Origin of the sequence: Sphaerisporangium sp. TRM90804 (assembly GCF_029846175.1) — a bacterium.
GTDB lineage: Bacteria > Actinomycetota > Actinomycetes > Streptosporangiales > Streptosporangiaceae > Sphaerisporangium.
This window is the reverse complement of the sequence record NZ_JARWAC010000001.1, coordinates 381072-401481: the sequence shown is the minus strand read 5'-3', so window position 1 is coordinate 401481 and position 20410 is coordinate 381072. Positions and strand designations below refer to the sequence as shown.

General features: G+C 74.9%; 10 protein-coding genes. 7 read left to right on the top strand and 3 right to left on the bottom strand.

Features of this window, described 5'->3' with window-relative positions:
- Positions 1–140: 140 nt before the first annotated feature.
- The 5 genes from PYR91_RS01710 (at position 141) to PYR91_RS01690 (ending at position 8695) form a co-directional block, all read left to right on the top strand.
- Positions 141–1205, top strand: a complete 1065-nt coding sequence (locus tag PYR91_RS01710) for an AAA family ATPase (protein WP_279777079.1) — start codon at positions 141–143, stop codon at positions 1203–1205.
- On the top strand, positions 1195–3978 hold the full coding sequence (locus PYR91_RS01705; RefSeq protein WP_279777078.1) for a DUF5682 family protein: 2784 nt from the start codon (positions 1195–1197) through the stop codon (positions 3976–3978). Before PYR91_RS01710 ends, PYR91_RS01705 begins: the two co-directional genes overlap by 11 nt.
- Before the next feature lie 533 nt (positions 3979–4511).
- Positions 4512–5708, top strand: a complete 1197-nt coding sequence (locus tag PYR91_RS01700; RefSeq protein ID WP_279777077.1) for a VWA domain-containing protein — start codon at positions 4512–4514, stop codon at positions 5706–5708.
- A gap of 73 nt (positions 5709–5781) precedes the next feature.
- The gene (locus PYR91_RS01695; protein WP_279777076.1) at positions 5782–7521 is read left to right on the top strand and encodes an MFS transporter; all 1740 of its coding nucleotides are present in this window, start codon (positions 5782–5784) and stop codon (positions 7519–7521) included.
- A 70-nt stretch (positions 7522–7591) separates the two neighbouring features.
- Entirely contained in the window at positions 7592–8695 is a 1104-nt protein-coding gene (locus PYR91_RS01690) for an enolase C-terminal domain-like protein (protein ID WP_279777075.1), read from the top strand.
- 19 nt (positions 8696–8714) lie between these two features.
- Here the strand turns inward: PYR91_RS01690 and PYR91_RS01685 are convergent, their stop codons facing one another.
- From PYR91_RS01685 to PYR91_RS01675, 3 genes are all read right to left on the bottom strand, one after another.
- The gene (locus tag PYR91_RS01685; RefSeq protein WP_279777074.1) at positions 8715–10286 is read right to left on the bottom strand and encodes an FAD-binding protein; all 1572 of its coding nucleotides are present in this window, start codon (positions 10284–10286) and stop codon (positions 8715–8717) included.
- Between the two features lie 299 nt (positions 10287–10585).
- A complete protein-coding gene (locus PYR91_RS01680; protein ID WP_279777073.1) occupies positions 10586–12040 on the bottom strand; it encodes an LCP family protein in 1455 nt (484 codons plus the stop codon).
- A 185-nt stretch (positions 12041–12225) separates the two neighbouring features.
- Entirely contained in the window at positions 12226–13719 is a 1494-nt protein-coding gene (locus PYR91_RS01675) for a prolyl oligopeptidase family serine peptidase (protein WP_279777072.1), read from the bottom strand.
- Positions 13720–13866: 147 nt separating this feature from the next.
- Between PYR91_RS01675 and PYR91_RS01670 the strand changes: the two genes are divergently transcribed.
- Entirely contained in the window at positions 13867–14997 is a 1131-nt protein-coding gene (locus PYR91_RS01670; RefSeq protein WP_279777071.1) for an exonuclease SbcCD subunit D, read from the top strand.
- Between the two features lie 287 nt (positions 14998–15284).
- On the top strand, positions 15285–20267 hold the full coding sequence (locus PYR91_RS01665; protein WP_279777070.1) for an AAA family ATPase: 4983 nt from the start codon (positions 15285–15287) through the stop codon (positions 20265–20267).
- Positions 20268–20410 lie beyond the last annotated feature (143 nt).

The window sequence follows — 20410 nt, the reverse complement described above, 5'->3', positions numbered from 1 at the left end:
CCTGCCCGGTCGCCGGCCCGGTGTCTCCTCCCGGCGAGAACGGGCGGCCTCCCGGCGCGACCGGGCGCCGTCCCCACCGTCCTCGTCCTTCTGATCCTTCTTGCACCACACCTCTACGCGAGAGCGAGTTGAAGCGTGATATGAGCGTTCTGCGTCCGCACGCGGAAGACCAGTTCGCTGACGAGCTGGCCGTACTGGCCAAGTCCGACGACCGGCCCAGGCCGCCGGGGTGGCGGCTGTCGCCGTGGGCCGTGACCACCTACCTGCTGGGGGACGGCGACCAGATCACCCCCAAGTACATCGGGCCCCGGCGCATCGTCGAGGTCGCGGTGGCCACGCTGGCCACCGACCGGGCGCTGCTGCTGCTCGGCGTGCCGGGCACCGCCAAGACCTGGCTGTCGGAGCACCTGGCGGCGGCGATCAGCGGCGACTCCACGCTGCTCGTGCAGGGCACCGCGGGCACCGCCGAGGAGGCGATCCGCTACGGCTGGAACTACGCCCGCCTGCTCGCCGAGGGCCCCTCGCGCGAGGCCATGACGCCGAGCCCGGTCATGCGCGCCATGGCCGAGGGCCGCCTGGCCCGCGTCGAGGAGCTCACCCGCATGCCCTCCGACGTGCAGGACGCGCTCATCACCGTCCTGTCGGAGAAGACCCTGCCGATCCCCGAGCTCAACGCCGAGGTCCAGGCGACACGCGGGTTCAACGTGATCGCCACCGCCAACGACCGCGACCGCGGGGTCAACGAGCTGTCCAGCGCGCTCAGGCGCCGCTTCAACACCGTCGTCCTGCCCGTGCCGGCGAGCGCCGAAGAGGAGGTCGACATCGTCTCGCGGCGTGTCGCCCAGCTCGGCCGCTCCCTGGAGCTGCCCGAGACGCCGACGGCCATGGAGGAGATCCGCCGGGTCGTCACGATCTTCCGCGAGCTGCGTTCCGGCACGACCGCCGACGGCCGCACCACGGTGAAGTCGCCGAGCGGCACGCTCAGCACAGCGGAGGCGATCTCCGTGGTGACCAGCGGCATCGCGCTGGCCGCGCACTTCGGCGACGGCGTGCTGCGCGCGGGCGACGTCGCGTCGGGCATCCTCGGCGCGGTCGTCCAGGATCCGGTGTCCGACCGGGTGATCTGGCAGGAGTACCTGGAGACCGTCGTCCGCGAGCGTCCCGAGTGGCGTGACTTCTACCGAGCCTGCCGCGATGTCTCCTGAGGCCACCACGACGGTGCTCGGCGTGCGCCACCACGGGCCCGGCTCGGCGCGCGCCCTGGTCGCCGAGCTCACCCGCCTGCGCCCCGACATCGTGCTCATCGAGGGCCCTCCCGAAGCCGACCACCTGATCGCGCTGGCGGCCGACCCCGATCTGGAGCCGCCCGTCGCGCTGCTGGCGCACGTGCCGGGCGAGCCGTCACGAGCCGCCTTCTGGCCGTTCGCGGCGTTCTCCCCCGAGTGGCAGGCCATCAGGTACGCCGCGGCCGCCGGCATCCCCGCCCGCTTCTGCGACCTGCCGGCCGCCCACAGCCTCGCCGAACGCGCCGCCGACCGCACCCCGGACACCGGCCCGCCCGCGCACGACGGCCCCGTCCCGCAGGGTCGCCCCGTCCCCGGCGACGGCCCGGCCGAGCAGGCCCGCCCCGTCGCGAACGGAAGCCCGGCCGAGCAGGACCGTCCCGCCGCGAGCGGAAGCCCGCCCGAGCAGGACCGCACCGTCGGAAGCGATGGGGCGGTAGTGCAGGCCCGCCCTGACGGGGGTGATGGCCTTGGCCCCCAGGGCCTCCTTGTCGCGGGCGAGGGCCCCGCTGGGCGGGACCGCCCCGTCGCAGGCGACGGGGCGGTAGTGCAGGCCCGCCCCGGCGGGGGTGATGGTCCCGGTCCCCAGGGGCGCCCTGTCACGGGCGAGGGCACCGCCGGGCAAGACCGTCCGATCGCAGGCGACGGGATGGTGGCGCAGGCCCGTCCTGACGGAGATGACGGGCCTGGCTCGCAGGGGCGCCCTGTCATGGGCGAGGGCACCGCCGGGCAGGGCCATCCTGTCGCGGGCGGTGGCCCGGTCGGTGACGACGATCCCGCGCGGGATCGTCGTGCTGCGGGGGATCGCCTGGAGGCCGAGGAGGTGCCCGCCTCTCACGCCGACCCGATCGGCGAGCTGGCCCGGGCGGCGGGGTACGACGATCCCGAGCGCTGGTGGGAGGACGCCGTCGAGCACCGCGGCGACGCGCCGTTCGAGGTGATCGCCGAGGCGATGGAGGCCGCCCGCGAGGGCTACACGCCCCGAGGGCGTGAGGCACGCCGCGAGGCGTACATGCGCAAGACCGTGCGCGGCGCCCTGAAGGAGGGCTACCGGCGCGTCGCCGTGGTGTGCGGGGCCTGGCACGTCCCGGCCCTGCGCGCCATCGGCCCGGCCGCCTCCGACGAGCGCCTGCTGAAGGGGCTCGCCCGGGTCAAGGTCGAGATGACCTGGGTGCCGTGGACGTACGGGCGGCTGGCCTCCTGGAGCGGCTACGGCGCGGGCGTCACCTCGCCCGGCTGGTACGACCACCTGTTCGCCGCCCCCGACCGCCCGATCGAGCGGTGGCTCGCGGGTGCCGCCGCCGTGCTGCGCGAGGAGGACCTGCCGGTGTCCTCCGCCCACGTCATCGAGGCCGTACGGCTGGCGCACAGCCTGGCGGTGGTGCGCGGGCGCCCGCTGGCGGGGCTGAGCGAGGTCACCGAGGCGGTCCGCGCCGTGCTGTGCGAGGGCGACGAGCTGCCGGTGGAGCTGATCCAGCGGCGCATGGTGGTGGGGGAGCGGCTCGGAAGCGTCCCCGACAGCACCCCGATGATGCCCCTGCAACGCGACCTGCGCGAACGCCGGCGCCGCCTGAAGATGCCCGCCGAGGCGCTTGAGCGCGATCTCGACCTCGACCTGCGCAAACCGCTCGACCTCGAGCGCAGCCGCCTGCTGCACCGCCTCGGCCTGCTGGGCGTCGCCTGGGGCACGCCGCGGGAGGCCCGGGGCAAGGGCACCTTCCGCGAGTCCTGGACGCTCGCCTGGCGCCCGGAGTTCGACATCGAGCTCATCGAGGCGAGCGCGTACGGCACCACCGTGCCGGCCGCCGCCACCTCCCGCGTGCGCGAGCTGGTCGACCTCGGCTCCGCGCGGACCACCCGGCACGCCGGGCCCGCGCCGTCCGCCGCCCGGCCGGCGACGCTGGCCGAGCTGACCGGCGTGGCCGAGCGGTGCCTGCTGGCCGACCTTCCCGAGGCGCTGCCGTACGTTCTGTCGTCGATCTCCACCCGGGCGGCCCTCGACAGCGACGTCACGCACCTCATGGCGGCGCTGCCCGCGCTGGTGCGCGCCCAGCGGTACGGCGACGTCCGCGGCACCCCGGCGGGCGGCCTGTCGGTCATCGTCGACTCGCTGCTGAGCCGCATCTGCGCGGGCCTGCCGGTGGCCGCCACCGGCCTCGACGACGACTCCGCCCGCGACCTGCTCGGCCACGTCGACGCCGTGCACACCGCTGTGGGGCTGCTGGAGTCCGGAAGGGACGCCTGGCTCGCGGCATTGCGCGGTGTGGCCGAGCGGCGCGACCTGCACGGCCTCATCGGCGGCAGGCTCGCCCGCATCCTGCTCGACGCGGGCGCCATCCCCGCCGAGGAGGCCGCTCGCCGCATGTCGCGGTCGATGTCGGCGGGCACTCCGGCCGTGCGGGCGGCGGCCTGGGTCGAGGGGTTCCTGTCCGGCAGCGGCCTGCTGCTGGTCCACGACGCCGCCCTGCTCGGCCTGATCGACACCTGGCTCACGGGCCTGGGCCCCGAGGCGTTCATCGACGTGCTGCCGCTGCTGCGCCGCACCTTCGGCGCGTTCCCCGCCCCGGAGCGCCGCGCCATCGGCGCGCGTGTCACCTCGGCCGAGTCCGGCCGGCCCAGCGTCCCCGAGCCCGACGCCGCCCGCGCCGCCCCGGCCGTCGCCACCGTACTGACCATCCTCGGCGACACCCGATGACCGGCAAGGGCCGGCACCTGAGGCGTCCTGTGCTGGTCGGGGAGGAGCGTGAGCCCCGGTCGCGGTCGGTGCTGGGCGGCGGGGGCGCGGGGTCGGTGGCGAGGGCTGAGGGGGAGATCGTGGGGCGTCCTGTGCTGGTCGGGGAGGAGCGTGAGCCCCGGTCGCGGTCGGTGCTGGGCGGCGGGGGCGGGGGGTCGGTTGGTGGGGGTGGTGGAGTCGGTGGCGAGGGCTGAGGGGGAGATCGTGGGGCGTCCTGTGCTGGTCGGGGAGGAGCGTGAGCCCCGGTCGCCGTTGGTGCTGGGCGGCGGGGCCGCGGGGTCGGGCGGTGGGGCTGGTGGAGCCGGCGGCGTGGAGGGCGGGCTGCGGGGGGATCGTGCGGTGTTCTGCCGTGGTTGCGGAGGGGCGGCGGTGATGGAGCAGCGTGTGCGGCGGTGGTGGTTGATGCTGGGCGGCTTGTGCTTCGGCTCGGGTGCCGGGGCCGGGGGCGGGCTGAGGGGGATCGTGAGGCGTTCTGTTGTGGAGGTGGAGGGGTGATGGAGGAGCGTGCGCGGCGGTGGCGGTTGGTGCTGGGTGGTGACGCGGAGGGGTCGGGCGGTGGGGCCGGCGGGTCCGGGGGCGTGGGGGGCGGGCTGAGCGACGAGGACATGCGCATGGACGCGGCGCTGGCCGCGCTCTACGACAGCGGGCGCGGCGGCGGGAACGGGGGCGACTCCTCGCGGAGCGCGGGCCTGGGCGCGTCGGCGCCCCGGGTGGCGCGGTGGCTCGGGGACATCCGGTCGTACTTCCCCTCCACGGTCGTGCAGGTCATGCAGAAGGACGCCATCGAGCGGCTCAACCTCACCCGCCTGCTGCTCGAACCCGAGATGCTGGAGGCCGTCGAGCCAGACGTCCACCTCGTCGGCACCCTGCTGTCGCTCAACAAGGTGATGCCCGAGACGGCGCGGCGGTCCGCGCGCGAGGTGGTGCGGAAGGTCGTGGAAGACCTGGAACGCCGGCTCGCCCAGCGCACCAGGACCGCCGTCGCGGGCGCCCTCGACCGGTCGGCCCGCACCCACCGCCCGCGGCGGGTGTCCGACATCGACTGGGATCGCACGATCCGGGCAAACCTGAAGAACTACCTGCCCGAACGCAACACCGTCGTCCCGTCCCGGCTGGTGGGCTACGCCCGCAGGGAGCGGGCCGTGGTGCGCGAGGTGACGCTCTGCATCGACCAGAGCGGCTCCATGGCGGCCTCCGTGGTGTACTCCAGCGTGTTCGGGGCCGTGCTGGCCTCGATGCGGTCGCTGCGCACCAGCCTGGTGGTCTTCGACACCAGCGTCGTCGACCTCACCGACCAGCTCCACGACCCGGTGGAGCTGCTGTTCGGCACCCAGCTCGGCGGCGGCACCGACATCAACCGGGCCATCGCCTACTGCCAGGGGCTGATCACCCGCCCGGCCGACTCCATCTTCATCCTGATCAGCGACCTTTACGAGGGCGGGGTCCGCGAGGAGATGCTGCGCAGGGTGGCCGCCATGACGGCCGCCGGCGTGCAGGTCATCGTCCTGCTCGCCCTCTCCGACGAGGGCCAGCCCCACTACGACCGGGACAACGCCGAGGCCCTGGCCGCCCTGGGGGTGCCGGCCTTCGCCTGCACCCCCGACGCCTTTCCCGCCCTGATGGCCGCGGCGGTGGAACGCCGCGACATCGGCCAGTGGGCCGAACGCACGCTCGGCATCCGGGCGTCGTAGGACCAAATACCCAGGCCGGGCCCGATGCGACGGGCCGGCGCCACGCCCTATCTTCGACCAGGTGTCTTCAGCAATGACCCAGACCTCCGTCGCGGCCGCTCCGCCGGGCGTGTTCAGCCGCCCCTACCGGGCGCTGAGCGCGGGCATCGTCGCCCTCGTCGCCCTCGTGGCGTTCGAGTACCTCGCCGTCGCGACCGCCATGCCGGCGGCGGCCCGCGCTCTCGGCGGGCTGCCGCTGTACGGCCTGGCGTTCAGCGCGTCGATGGCCGCCGGGGTGATCGCCACGGTGGCCGGCGGCCGGTGGGGCGACGCCCGGGGGCCGGTGGCGCCGCTGTGGACCGGGGCCGGGGCGTTCGCCGTGGGCCTGCTCATCGCCGGGTTCGCGCCGACGATGCACGTGCTGATCGCCGGAAGGTTCGTCCAGGGCATCGGCGGCGGCCTGTTCTCGGTGGCGCTGTACGTCCTGGTCGCCCAGGTGTACCCGCCGGAGACCCATCCCAAGGTGTTCTCGCTGCTGGCGACGGCGTGGGTCCTGCCCTCGATCGTGGGCCCCGCCGTCACCGGCACGGTCGTCGAGCACATCGGATGGCGCTGGATCTTCCTCGGCACCCCTCTGCTCGTCGCCCCGGCCGCGCTCCTGCTATGGCGCGGCCTCACCGCCCGCACCACCACGCCCGCCGCCCCCGTACCGGGGACCGGCGGCGCGGCCCCGGCGGCCCCGGCGGGCGCCGTCGCGCCGCGCAGGGGCGGCGACGCGCCGGAGACGTACGGTGGCACGACGACGATCGAGGGCCCCGCGGTACCAGACGGCTCCACGGCACCAGGTGGTGTGGCGGCGCCCGGCGGGGTGCCGAACGGCGTGGCGGCACCTGGCGGCCCGGTGCCGGCCCACGTCGCGACGGCACCGGGCGGTGCCGCGGCATCGGGCGGTCCGGTGGCATCGGCTGGTCCGGTGGCATCGGCTGGTCCTGTGGAATCGGCTGGTTCGGCGGCACCGGGTGTGACGGCGCAGGGCGGTGTCGGGGCGCACGACGGGGCGTCGGCCGGCGCGGTGGGGGACGGCGGTTCCGCGGTGGGCGGGGGGCAGGGGTTCGGCGCTTTGCTGACGTGGGGCGTGGTGGTGGCCGCCGGAGCCGCGCTGATGCAGTACGGCGGCAGCGGAGGAGGCATCGGGCTTCCGCTGCTCGTGGTCGGGCTGGTCGTCCTCGCCTTCGCGCTGCCCCGCCTGCTGCCCTCCGGCACCCTGCTGGCGGCGCGGGGCCTGCCGGCGGTCGTGCTCGTGCGCGGGCTGGTGGGCGGGGCGTCCTTCGCCGCCGACGTGTTCGTCCCGCTGATGCTCATCCGCGAGCGCGGGCTCAGCCCGACGATGGCCGGCCTGTTCCTCACCGCGTCCGCGCTGAGCTGGTCGCTGGCGTCCTGGATCCAGAGCCGCAGGCCGTACGACCAGCGCCTGCTGCTGCGCGGCGGGGCGTTCCTGCTGACCGCGGGCATCGCCGGCACGGGCCTGCTCGTGGTCGACGCCGTGCCCGTCCCCGTCGGGCTGGTCGCCTGGATGGTCGCCGGGTTCGGCATCGGCCTGGTCTACCCGACTCTGTCCGTGCTGACCCTGAAGCTGTCGAGACCGGGCGAGGAGGGCAAGAACAGCTCGTCCCTGCAGATCGGCGAGCAGGTCTTCTCGGTGGTGGCCATCGCGGCGGCCGGTGCGGTGTTCGCCGCCTACCAGACCGCCGCGTGGGGTTTCGTCCCGTGCTTCGCTCTGATCGTCGGGCAGGCGTTCCTCGGCGTGCTCGCGGCCGGCCGAGCCCTGCGCTGACCGGCCGGGTTTGGAGTGGTTCGGCGCAACGGGCACCATGGAAGGGCAGGTGTTCCGTCGAGGGGGTTCAATGCCACGCGTCCGCGAGCTTGAAGTCTTCCGGCTCGTGCTGCCCTACGGCCGGCGCCCGGAGACCATTCTGATCAAACTGACCGACTACGGCGGCATGACCGGATGGGGCGAGGCCGTCCAGTCGCCCGACCGCGGCGACGTCCCCGAGGGCGGCGCCGCCGAGCACGATCCGAGTGCGAAAACCTGGGCGACGCTGGAGGAATCCCTCGGCCCCGCCCTTCTCGGCGTCGACTGGAACCACCCCGATGATCTAGGCGACGTTCCCGGCGGCGCGGCCGTCGACCTCGCCTGCTGGGACCTGTGGGGCCGCATGCAGGGGGTGCCCCTCGCGCACGCGCTGGGCGGCACCCGCACCTCCCTGATCGCGACCGTGCGGCTGGCGGCCGAGCGGTCGCTCGAGGCCATGGTGGCCCGGGTCAACCGGCACGTCTGCGCGGGGTACGCCCACGTCACCCTGGACATCCACCCCGGCTGGGACGTCGAGCCCGTGCGGGCGGTGCGCTCGGCGTACCCCGCGCTCGCCCTGGCCGTCGACGGCCGCGGCGCCTACACCGAGACCTCCGCTCTTGAGGCGCTGGACGGCTACGGCGTCACCGCGATCGAGCGCCCCTTCGGCGGCCCTGGCAACTCGCCCGACCTGGAGCTGCACGCGCGGCTGCGTGAACGGGTTTCGGCCGCCGTCGCGGTGGAGGTGCACTCGGTGGACGCCGTCGAGCGGGCCGTCGCCGAACGCGCCGGCAACGCGCTGCTGCTGCGCCCGTCCCGGTTCGGGTCGCTGCGCGCCGTGCGCCGCGCGCACGACCGGGCGGCCGGCGCGGGGTGGGACATCACCGCGGCCGGCGGGCGGGGCACCGGCCTGGCCCGCGCGGCGACCGTCGCGGTGGCCAGCCTGCCGGGCTGCACGCTGCCCAGCGACGTCAACGAGCCTCCGCGCAACGCCCAGATCGTCACGCCGCCGGTCGGCGCGTCGGGCGGCGTGGTGGCCGTTCCGCTGACCCAGCCCGGCCTCGGGCACCTCGTCGACGAGGAGCGTGTGCGCCGCCTGGCCCACGGCTCCTTCCGCCTCACCGGTCCGTCGCGCCGGGTGACGGCGGGGGAGTGACGGCGCGGGGCCGCCCCCGCTACCTGATCGACTGGGCGTGGCGGAAGACGTCGTGCGGGTCCCACCGCTGTTTGGCGCGCAGCAGCCGGTCGTAGTTGTCGCCGTAGTACAGGCGGTACCACGGCACGCCGGAGCGGTTCCACTCCTCCTCGCCCAGGTCGCGGTCGGGGTAGTTGACGTAGCAGCCGTCGGTCACGGCGCCGGGGTCGTTGGGGGCGGCCGGGACGGGCACGCCGCCGGTCTCGGCGTACGCCCTGCTGTACAGCTCGCGGATCCAGCGCTCGTGCACGGCGTCCTCGGCCGGGTCGGTCCAGTACGTCTGGTACTGCAGCTTCATGACGGAGTCGCGCTGCGCCACGGCCGTCTCGTGCGGGCTGACGGCGTTGATCCGGCAGCCGTAGGTGTCCACCTGCACCAGCGCCTCGGGGTTGGCGTAGGCGGTGGTGTCGTAGTCGCCGGAGTCGGGGGTGCCCGACAGGAAGTTCCACATCGCCTGGATGTGGGAGCCGGGGAAGGGTTTGCGCAGGTACGCCGATTTGTGCTTGCCGCGCCGGTTGTCGCCGGAGCCGTTGAGCGTCTGGGTGGCCTGGACCCAGGGCATCAGGCGCGGCTCGTCGTGCATGCCGGGCATCTCGGGATGCTCGCCGGTGCCCACGTCGAGGGTGGCCCTGGGCAGGCCGACGCCCTCCTCGACCCGCGCCAGGAAGGCGTCGAGCCGGTCGCGCCCGGCCGCCGGGTTGCTGGCCTCCACCTGCGTGATCAGGCCGATCTTGCCGGCCGCCCGGTGGGTGAGCTTCAGGATGGCGAACAGGCCGGCGTACTGGCTGCCCGGGGCGCCGTGCTCGGCGCAGAACTCCCCGAAGTTGCCGACGAGCCGGGCGAAGCGGTCGTAGGTCATGCCCTCCCACTCCCAGGCGACCGCGCTCAGCCAGACGTTGATGGGCGGCCGCGGCAGGTCTTTGAACCAGTAGCGGGTGACGACGCCGAAGTTGCCGCCCCCGCCGCCGGTGTGCGCCCACCACAGGTCGTGCAGGTCGCCGCCGGCGTCCCTGCGGGCGACGACGGCCTCGGCCCGGTAGTCGCCGTGCGGGTCGCGGCGGACGACCACGACCTCCACGGCGTGCAGGTAGTCGACGGTGAGGCCGTGCCGGCGGGAGAGCAGCCCGTACCCGCCGCCGCTGATGTGGCCGCCGGCCCCCACCGAGTAGCACGACCCCGCGGGCAGGGTGCGGCCGGTCTCGCGGTAGAGCTGGGTGGAGATGTGCCAGTTGGTGGAGCCGGCCTCCACGCAGTACGCCCCCATGGCGGGGTCGTGGTGGACGCGGTCCATCCGGCCCATGTCGATGATCACCCGCACGTCGGGCGCGGCGGCGAAGTTCTCGTAGCAGTGGCCGCCCGAGCGGACGGCCACGCGCGTGCGGCCGCTGTTCAGCGCCTCTTCCAGGGCGCCGATGACGTCGGCGGTCGAACGTACGATCTTGATGTAGTCGGGGCGGGCCGTCCATCGCTGGTTGAACCCCTGGCACAGCGCGCCGTACCTGTCGTCGATCCCCGTGACGGTGATGCCCGAACCGGCTTCCGCGTTGGACACTGCGCTCTCCTTGTCGGGATGGTCGGCGTCGCCGGAGGTGCCGTCGTGGTCGCCGGAGGGCTCGGGAAGGGCCCGCCGGACGAGGGCGGCCGGAGCGACGCGCGGAAAAGGCCACCCGGAGCGCGGATGAGGACGCGCCGGACGCGTCGGCGAGGGTCGCTCTCGGCGCGGCCGCGTCGCGGGGGGCAGACACAGGAGAAGAATTACCGTAGTCGACCGGCTACTTCATGTGACCGATGCGGCACCGTTATCAAAACGTGATATGCCGATGGGGTGCCGGGCCGTCGCCGCCCGGCGGGTCAGGAGCAGCCGTCTCCCAGCCGTTTGGCCGCCCCGGGGGTCGGGGTGGCCTGCGACGGCGTGCGCCCGCGCTCCCCGGTCGCGGAGGCCTTCGGCGTCGCGCCGGCCGAGGCGCGCGGGGCGGGCGTGGCGCCCGTTCCGGGGGACGCGGTCGGGCCGCCCGCCTGGCCGGTTCCCTTGGCCGGTGACGCGGCCGAGTCGCGGATCGCCCGCACCGCCAGCCTGCGGATCTTCGCCCAGTCGGGGTAGCCGGTGTTGATCACCGGCGGCACGAACTGCACGCTGGTGACCTGGGCGTTCTGCACCTTCAGGGCCAGCGGCACGAGGTGCTCAAGCATCGGCCGGGGGATGTCGGTGCGGAACATGCCCTTGGACGCCTTGATGAGCTGGTTGAACCGCAGCAGCACGGTGGCCGGGTCGGCCTGCTGGAGCAGCGCGTCGAGCACGCACCGCTGGCGGCCCATGCGGGTGTAGTCGTCGCTGTTGGTGCGCGAGCGGGCGAACCACATGGCGTCCGCGCCGCGCAGCTTGCGGGTGCCGGCCTTGACCAGCCCTTCGTTGTACTTGCCGAACACGACGTCGGTCGGGACGGTCAGCGTCAGCCCCCCCAGGGCGTCGATGATCCTGGCGAGCCCCCACATGTTGACCAGGGCGTACCAGTCGACCTTGACGCCGAGCGTGTACCCGATCGTCTGCTTCAGCGTCTCCGGCCCCATGCCCTTGCGCCCGCCGAACAGCTCCGGATGGGTCTCGGCGTACTCCCAGACCGAGAAGAGCAGGTCCTCGCGGGAGCCGTCGGGGTTGGCCGGCAGGCGGAACCCGTTGGGGAAGTGGCGGCGCAGCGGGCTCTCGGGGGGGAAGCGCACGTTCTCCAGGTTGCGCGGCAGGCTGAGCAGCACCGTGTTGCCCGTGCGCACGTCCACGCTGGCGAGGTTGATGCTGTCGGTGCGCACGCCGACCCGGTCGGGCTGCCAGTCGCCGCCTAGGAGCAGGACGTTGACGCGCTTCTTGCCCTCCCACGGGTCGGTGGACTTCGGCCCCTGGTTCTGGCCGGCCGCCGCCGTGACGGAGGGCGTGTCGAAGACGCTGTCGAGGGTGTCCTGCGACACCATGACGTACTGGGCGACCACGGCGAACGGCATCGTCACCGCGACCGCCAGCGTCCCGGCGAGCACGCCCGAGACGATCTGGCCACGCTGCGACAGCCGTCCCGGCCGCATGATCACGTACGAGCGCACCAGCAGCGCGAACCACGCGACGGCCGCGAGCCCCGCCGCGGCGGTGATGGCGCGCAGCCACGACGGGTCGAGCAGACGGCCGGCCATGCCGGCGTCCGCGGTGAGCGCGACGACGAGCAGCGCCGCGACGACCACGAGGTAGGCCGCCAGGATCGCCAGACCCGTCCTGCGGCGTCCCGCCCGTAGATGCGCTGCGCCTGGTGCGATGGCTGACAAAGCGGTCCAGCCGATGACCGCGGCCGCCCCCCGTGGCTTGTTCCCGTCCCGCAATGCCGTCCCATTCTTCCCTTGGCCGAGGGGGAACCCTATTCCCGCCAGACGGCCGGCACGTGAACGAATACCGAACAGGCTACGACTTCGAGAGATATGTCCAACCCGGAATCGGCGAAGCCGCCGCGGCATCACCAGGGGATGCCGAACAGGCCGTAGTAGGCGCCCGTGACGAGGAGCAGCCCGGTGGTGCCCAGGACCCCCGCGACGGCCACCCGCTGCGGGCGCGTGGGCTCCCAGCCGTCCCGGATGGCGTGGTAGACCGCCACGGAGGCGGTGATCTCCTGCACCAGTATGAGGATGGCGAGGACCCGGACCACCAGCCAGCCCGCCAGCACCGCCGGCCACGCGCCGGCCTGGTTCACCGAGAACAGCACGATGAGCATGATGAACGCCATCACGGCGGCGAGCAGGCCGACACCGGTCAGCAGCATGCGTGACAGGCGGCGGCGGATGGCCGGCCAGAGCTGCGCCGCCGGGGCGCCGAGGTCGCGCCCGCGCAGCCGCAGCATCCGCTCGGTGACCGGCGCCGCCACGTACGCGACCGTGGTGATGGTGAGTGCGAGGCCGAGGATCGCCGTCCCGGTGTACCAGGGGGCGGCCGGAACGTCGGCGGTCTCGTACCGCTGCACCGGCGTGGCGCCCGCGATCTGCGCGCCCGACGGCGGTCGCGCGGTGCCCGGCAGGCCGAGGATCCAGTTGGCCAGCGAGTCGAGGTAACCGCGGGCGAACGCGCCGCCGTTGACGCGCATGGCGTGGTCGGCGCCGTCGAGGAACCTGATCGTGTAGTCGGAGTTGCCCGCGGCGTCCAGGGCGGAGGTGAGCATCTGTGTGCTCTCCACGAACGGGATGGACGGGTCGGTGGTGCCGTACAGCGCCAGCACGGGCTGTCTGACCTGACGCAGCGCGGGGGCGCTGTCGTAGCGCAGGAAGTCGAAGCCCACCCCGCCCATGGCCTTGGTCAGCAGCTCGCGCACCCCGGTGGGGGCGTGCAGGCGTTCGAGCTGCTCGTTCAGCGCCCACGCCACCTGGCGCATCGGCGTGACGTTGGGGGAGGAGACCAGCACCGCGTAGCCGACGTCGAGGCTGCGGGCGGCCGCGATCGGGATGACCCAGCTCCCCTCGCTCACCCCCCACAGCCCGGTGCGCACCGGGTCGACGTCGGAGCGCCGCTGCAGGGTCTCGATCATGCGCAGCGCGTCGTCGGCGAGCAGGCCGAAGTCGCGGTGGCGGAAGTCGTAGCCGACCGTGCGCTTGTCGTAGGTGAGCGTCACCACCCCCGCCCTGGCCAGCCACGTGGCCTGCGTGGTGAACTCGCCGCGTGAGCCGTTGCCCGAGCCCTGCACGAACACCATCGCCGGGTGGCGCCCGGGGGTGCGGGGCGCCCTGACCGTCGCGGGCAGCCTCTCGCCCTGTACCGCGACGGTGATCTCCTGGCTGACGATGGGGGCGTCGTGGCGCACCGGCCGCATCTCGGCGGCGGGCTGAGGCGGCAGGTGCTCGAAACTCTGGTCGTGGCTGAGCCGGGGCGGGTCGAAAGCGGGGGGCGACAGCAGGGAGCCCACGGTCGCCAGGGTCATCAGCATCAGCCCGGTCGCCACGCTCAGCCGGCCCCGCCCGTTCACCGCCACCTCCTGGAGAATGGACGCGCTCCATGCGCAGAGGGCATTCCACCTCAATATGACGTCCGATCATCAGGTTAAGTCACGCGGGAGGAACGATGGGGCGCGAGGTACCGCTTTTGTCGGTGGGACCTGTTAGCTTCCTGCGACATGCGTGTGCTGCACACCAGTGACTGGCATCTGGGCCGGGCCTTCCACCGCGAGAGCCTGCTCCAGGCCCAGGCCGACTACGTCGACCACCTCGTCGAGACCGTGCGTTCCGAGCGGGTCGACGTGGTCGTCGTCGCCGGTGACGTCTACGATCGCGCGCTCCCCTCGGTCGACGCCGTGTCGCTGTGCAACGAGGCGCTGGGCCGTCTCGTCGCCGAAGGCGTCCGCGTCGTGCTCATCAGCGGCAACCACGACTCCGCGCGCCGGCTCGGGTTCGGCTCGGGCCTCATCGACGCCGCCGGGGTGCACCTGCGCACCGACCCCGCCCGTGTCGGGCAGCCGGTCGTGATCGACGACGTCGCCTTCTACGGCATCCCCTACCTGGAGCCCGAGGTCGTGCGCACGTCGTGGGAGCTGTCCGAGCGCAGCCACACCGCGGCGATCGAGCACGCCATGGCGCTCGTGCGGGCCGATCTCGCCGGGCGCGGCGGCGCCCGGTCGGTGGTGCTCGCCCACGCCTTCGTGACCGGCGGCGAGGCCAGCGACAGCGAGCGCGACATCAGCGTGGGCGGCGTCGCCCATGTCCCGGCCTCGGCGTTCGCCGGCGTCGACTACGTCGCGCTCGGCCACCTGCACGGCCGCCAGGAGATGGCGCCCTCGGTGCGCTACTCCGGCTCTCCGCTCGCCTACTCCTTCTCCGAGGCCGGGCACGTGAAGGGCTCCTGGATCGCCGAGATCGGCGCGGGCGGCTTCGAGAGCGCCGCGTTCGTGCCCGCGCCGGTGCCGCGCCCGGTCGGGCGCGTCAGCGGTCCTCTCGCCGACCTGCTGGCCTCGCCCCGGTGGGCCCGCTACGAAGACCACTGGCTGCAGGTCACGCTCACCGACGCCGTCCGGCCGAAGGGGGCCATGGAGCAACTGCGCCAGAGGTTCCCGCACACCCTCAGCCTGGCGTTCGAGCCCGAGGGCGGCGTCCCGGCGCAGGCCCGGGCACCCCGGCTCGCGGGCCGCCCCGAGATCGAGGTCGCGCTCGACTTCGTCCGCGAGGTCCGCGGCGAGCCCGCCGACGACGCCGAGACCCGCCTGCTGCGCGAGGCCGTCGAGGCGTGCCGCCTCAAGGAGACCCTGGTCTGAATGCCCCGAGTCCCCGACCGCCCCGCCCCGACAAGGCGCCCGCGACCCACCACCCCCGAGACCCGCCCCCAACGCACGGCTCCCCAAAGGAGCCTTCGACACCCCGCGCCGGTTACGCCCGTGGGGGTGGTGGCCCTTGGACAGGGAGTCCGGCGTGGCACTGTGCTGACGTCCGTGGAAGGCGCGTCCCCCGGGAGGCGCCTTCGGCGCGCCGCGCCGGTGGCGCGTCTGGGACGGGCGGTCCTGGAGGGGTGGCCGCTATGTGCGGCTTTCGGGAGGGGAGTGCGATGAGGCTGCACCGTCTGCGGTTGACGGCCTTCGGCTCCTTCCCGGGCAGCGAGGAGGTCGACTTCGACGCGCTGGGCGAGGCGGGCCTGTTCCTCGTCCACGGGCCCACCGGCGCGGGGAAGACCACCGTGCTCGACGCCGTGTGCTACGCCCTGTACGGCCAGGTCCCGGGTCAGCGCAACAGCGCCCGCCGTCTGCGCTGCGACCACGCGCCCGCCGACCGCGGGCCCTCGGTCGTCCTGGAGGCGACCCTGCGGGGCCGTCGTCTGCGCATCGCCCGCTCGCCGGTCTGGCACCGCCCCAAGCTGCGCGGCGAGGGTTTCGTCGAGGAGAAGGCGAAGACCGTCCTTGAGGAGCTGCTCCCCTCGGGGGAGTCGCGGTTCCTGTCCACCCGCGCCGACGAGGCGGGGGAGCTCATCGGCGGCCTCCTGGGCATGAACGCCGACCAGTTCTGCCAGGTGGCGATGCTTCCCCAGGGCGACTTCGCCCGCTTCCTGCGCGCCGACGGCGAAGATCGCCGCAAGCTGCTGGAGAAGCTCTTCTCCGTCAAGGTGTTCAGCGAGGTCGAGCACTGGCTCGCCGACCACCGCACCCGCACCGGCCAGGAGCGCCAGGAACTCCGCCAGCGAGTCGACTCCGTCGTCGACCACATGCGCGGCGCGGCCGGCCCGTCCCTCCTCGAACCCAGCGCCGACCACCCCCCGCAGCCCGTCACGCCCGCGGGGCTCGCCGCACAGCCCGCCCCCCTCACCGGCCACGGTTCGCAGTCTGACCTGTTCACCGACCCCGGCTCGCAGCCTGATTCGGTCGCGGGAGCCGCCGGCGAGCACGATTCGGTCGTCAAGGCCGACATCGAGCCCGGTTCTCCGGCCGAGCCCGGTTCTCCGGCCGGGGCCGGTGCGCGGCCTGATTCGGCCGCCACGGCCGGCCTTCGGGTCCATCCGCTCGCCGGGCTCGACCCGCAGGATGATCCGCGGGCGTGGGCGCGAACGCTCGTGTCGTACGCCGGGGAGGTTCTCGCCCAGCGTGGCCGGGCCTGCGCGGTCGCCGAGGGCGCGCTGGCGTCCGCGCGGGCCGGGCTCGAGAGCGGGCGCGAGCTGGCGAAGCTCCAGCGGGCCCGGGCGGAGGCCGAGGCGCGGCGCGACGAGCTCGACAGGCGCGCCGACGAGCGGTCCGACCTGGAGACCATCCTCGCGGAGGCCGCGCGCGCCGACCGTGTCCTGCCCCTGGCCCACCAGGCCGAGCAGCGCGCGGAGGCCGCAGCCAAGGCCGAAGGGCTGGCCGTCGACGCGATCGCCCGCGCCCTTCCCCTGCTGCCCGCCTCCCTCCGCTCGGCGGGCGACGGCCGGCACGGCCCCGACGCTCTCGCGGAGCTCGAACGCGGCCGCCGCGACGAGATCGCGCGCCTCGCGCAGCTCCAGCCCGAGGAGGCGCGCCTCGCGCTCGTCCGCGAGCAGCACGCCGAGGTGGGCCGGCGGCTCACCGCCCTGGCGGCCGAGGGAGCCGAGGCCGCTCAGCGGCTGGCCGTCCTGCCCGCCCTGCGCAGGGAGACCGCCGAACGGCTCGGCCAGGCGCGCCTGGCCGCGTCCCGTCTCCCCGCCGCGCGAACCGCCGTCGCGACCGCCCGCAGCGATCTCGACGCCGTCCGCCACCGCGACCTGCTCGCCGCCACCCTCGCCACCGCCGCGGAGCACCTGAGGCACGCCCTGACGGCCCTCCCGGCCCCCCTCCTGACCGCCGTGTGGCGCACACCCGCCCCCGACACCCCCGGCGGCCTCGCCCACGTCGCCCAGGCCCTGGGCGTCTCCCACCTTCTCCCCACGACCGGCGACCTCACGCAGAACCGGGGGACGGGGCGGGCCGCCTCGCAGGCTTCCGGCGCTGACGCCTCGGGCGGTGGGGGCGATCTCGCTTCGCAGGGTGCTGACCTCCCGCCGTCGGCGGTCGGCGATCTCCGAGAAGTGCGGGGCATGGGGCAGGCCGCCTCTCAGCCCCCCGGGGCCGGCGCTCCGGACGGTCCGGGCGCCCCCGCTTCTCAGAGCTTCTCCCACCTTCCGCCCACGGCCGGCGACCTCGCGGATGACCAGCGGCCGGCGCGGGCCGCCTCGCAGGCTCCCGGCTCTGACGCCTCGGGCGGTGGCGATGAGTTCGCTTCTGACGGCATTGTCCTTTCGCTGCCCGCGGTCGGGGAGGGGCCGGGGGAGGCCGGGCGCGGGCTCGGGGCGGCGGCGTATGACGTGCGGGTTCGGCTGGTGGCGGTGGAGCGGGCTCATGGGGACGAGCTCGCCGGGCTGGAGCTGCGCCGGGACGATGAGGCGCGGTTCTCGGAGGTCGGCGCCGGGCTGGCCGCGGCCGAAGAGAGCCTGGCGCGGCTGGCCGAGCGCGAGGCGGCCCTCGCGGACGCCGCAGCCGAGCTGCCCGCCCGCCTTCGTGATCTCGACGCCCGCCTGTCCGAGGCCAGGGCGGCGGCCGGGGGGGTGCGGTCGGCCGAGGCCGCCTGCCACGCCGCGGAGGGAGTTCTCGCCGAGGCGCGGCGCCGTGACGATCTGCTGGCGGAGCTGGACGCCGCCGAGGAGCGGCGGCGGCTGGCCACCGACGAGGCGCAGGAGTTGCGTGATCGTCTGCACGCGCTCAGGCAGGCCCGCATCGACGGCATGGCGGCCGAGCTGGCCCGCCGGCTCGCGCCGGGCGAGCCGTGCGCGGTGTGCGGCTCCGCCGAGCACCCGGCGCCCGCCACCCCCGAGGAGCCCGCGCCCACCGTCGACGACGAGCATGAGGTGCAGGCCCGGTACGACGCCGCACAGGACGCTCGCCAGGCCGCCGAGGGCCGGGTCGCCATCCTGACGTCCGGGCTGCGGGAGGCCACGTCCCGGGCCGGAGGTCTGACCGTCGAGGCGGCGGCCGCCGTGCACGACGCCGCCGTCGCGGAGCTGGCCCGCCTGCGGGAGGTCGCGGCCGAGGAGCCCGCCCTCGCGGAGGAGGCCCGGCGCGTCCAGAACGAGGTCGAGGCCGCCACCGCGGACGCCCGCGAACTGGCCCTCACGATCGCCCGCCAGGACACCGAGCGGGCCGGGCTGCGGGCCGATCTGGAGCGCCTCACCGCCACCCTCGACGCCGCCCGCGGCACCGACACCAGCGTGGCCGTCCGTCGCGACCGCCTCACGCGCGAGACCGCCCTCCTGGCCGACGCCGTAGAGGCCGCCACCCGCGTCGCCGACGCCGACGACGCCCACGAGGAGGCCCGCGAGGCGGCCCGCCGCGGCCACTGGAGCGAGTACGCCTCCCTGGCGGCCGAGACCCGCGCCGAGGCGGCCGGCGCGGGCGCAGAGGCGGACACCGCGGGTCCAGGCGCCGACGTCACAGGCCCGGTCACCGGCATCACCGACCACAACACCGGCCCCACCGGGCCCGGCACAGAGGGTCTGGCCGAGGGCACGGGGCCCATCCCGGCCGGAGGCGCCGGGGAGACCCGCACCCGAGTCGAGCAAGGCCCCGCCTTCCCGAAGGGATCTGCCGACGACACCGTGACCGGCTGGGAAGAGGCGGGTGCCGGTGGAGGCGCGACTCAGGACGGTCTGGCGGCGCTGTCGGCCTCGGGGGGCGATGCCGAGGCTGGGGTGGCTTCCGCGGAGCGGGGTGCCGGTGGTGGTGGGGGCGAGGTCGGTCCGGCGGGGTGGTCGGGTTCGGAGCCCACCGTCGAGTGGGCCGAGGCGGCTTGGGGGGAGGCTGAGGAGGTTCTGGCCGAGGTGCGGGAGCTGGCGGGCCGGGAGACCGAGTTCGCCGAGGCGACGGCGCGGGTCGAGACCGAGATGGCCGAGCTGACGGAGATCTCCACGCGGGTCGGCGTGGAGATCGCCTCCGAGCGCGCGAGGGCCCAGGGGCTGTCGGAGGACGCCGAGCGGCTCGCCGCCGTGCTCGACGCCGCCAGGGGCGAGGACGCCACGCTGGCGGCACGCCTGGAACGGCTCACCGACGAGGCGGAGCTGCTTCGGGACGCCGCCGAGTCGGGGCGGGCCGCCCACGCCGCGGCCGCCGAGCGGGCGGCGGCGCTGGCCCGTGCGGAGTCCGCGGCCACCGACGCCGGCTTCCCCGGCGTGGCGGACGCCCGGGCGGCCGCGCGGCCGGTCGCCGACCGTGAGGCCATGGCCGCGCGGCTGCGGGAACTGGACGCCGAGCGGGCCGCCGTGGCCAAGCTGCTGGCCGATCCCGCCCTGGCCGCCGTCGCCGCCGTCCCCCCGCCCGATCTCGCCGCGCTGGAACAGGCGCACGAGGCCGCCGAGCGCGAGCACGGCGCGCGTTCCTCCGCCCGCGACCAGGCCGCCGCCCGGCAGGGGCAGCTCGCCGCGCTGGCCGAAGACCTGGACGACACCCTGGAGCGCTGGCGGCCGGCCGAGGAGCGCCACCACCTGGCCAGGCGCCTCGCCGAGCTGGCCGGCGGCACCTCCGGGGACAACACCGCGCACATGCGCCTGTCGTCGTACGTGCTCGGCGAGCGGCTGCGCCAGGTGGTCGACGCCGCCAACCACCGGCTCGACCACATGTCCGGAGGCCGCTACCTGCTGCTGTACGACAAACGCAAGTCCGCGGCCGACCGCAAGCGCTCCGGCGGCGGCCTCGGGTTGCGGGTGCTCGACGGCTGGACCGGGATGGACCGCGACCCCGCCACGCTCTCCGGCGGCGAGGCGTTCATGACGTCCCTCGCCCTGGCCCTCGCGCTCGCCGACGTGGTGACCGCCGAGGCCGGCGGGGTCGAGCTCGGCACGCTCTTCATCGACGAGGGTTTCGGCACCCTCGACGAGGACACGCTGGACGGCGTCCTGGACATCCTGGACGAGCTGCGGGACGGCGGCCGGGCCGTCGGCATCGTCAGCCACGTCGGCGAGCTGCGCGCCCGCATCCCCGCCCAGCTCAAGGTGGTGAAGAACCGCTTCGGCTCCACCCTGTCCGTGACGGTCCCCGACTTCACGGCCCCCTTGGGCTGATGCCACGCGCCCGGGCGCGCCGGTGACGATGGTGGACCCCGCCGTCGCGCTTGCGCAGTGCCCCCCGGGCGCGGCCGGGGGGCACTGCCCGCCGGGGCCTCTGTTGCCGGTCCGCGGAGCGGGTGGGGCTGGTGGGCGAGCTG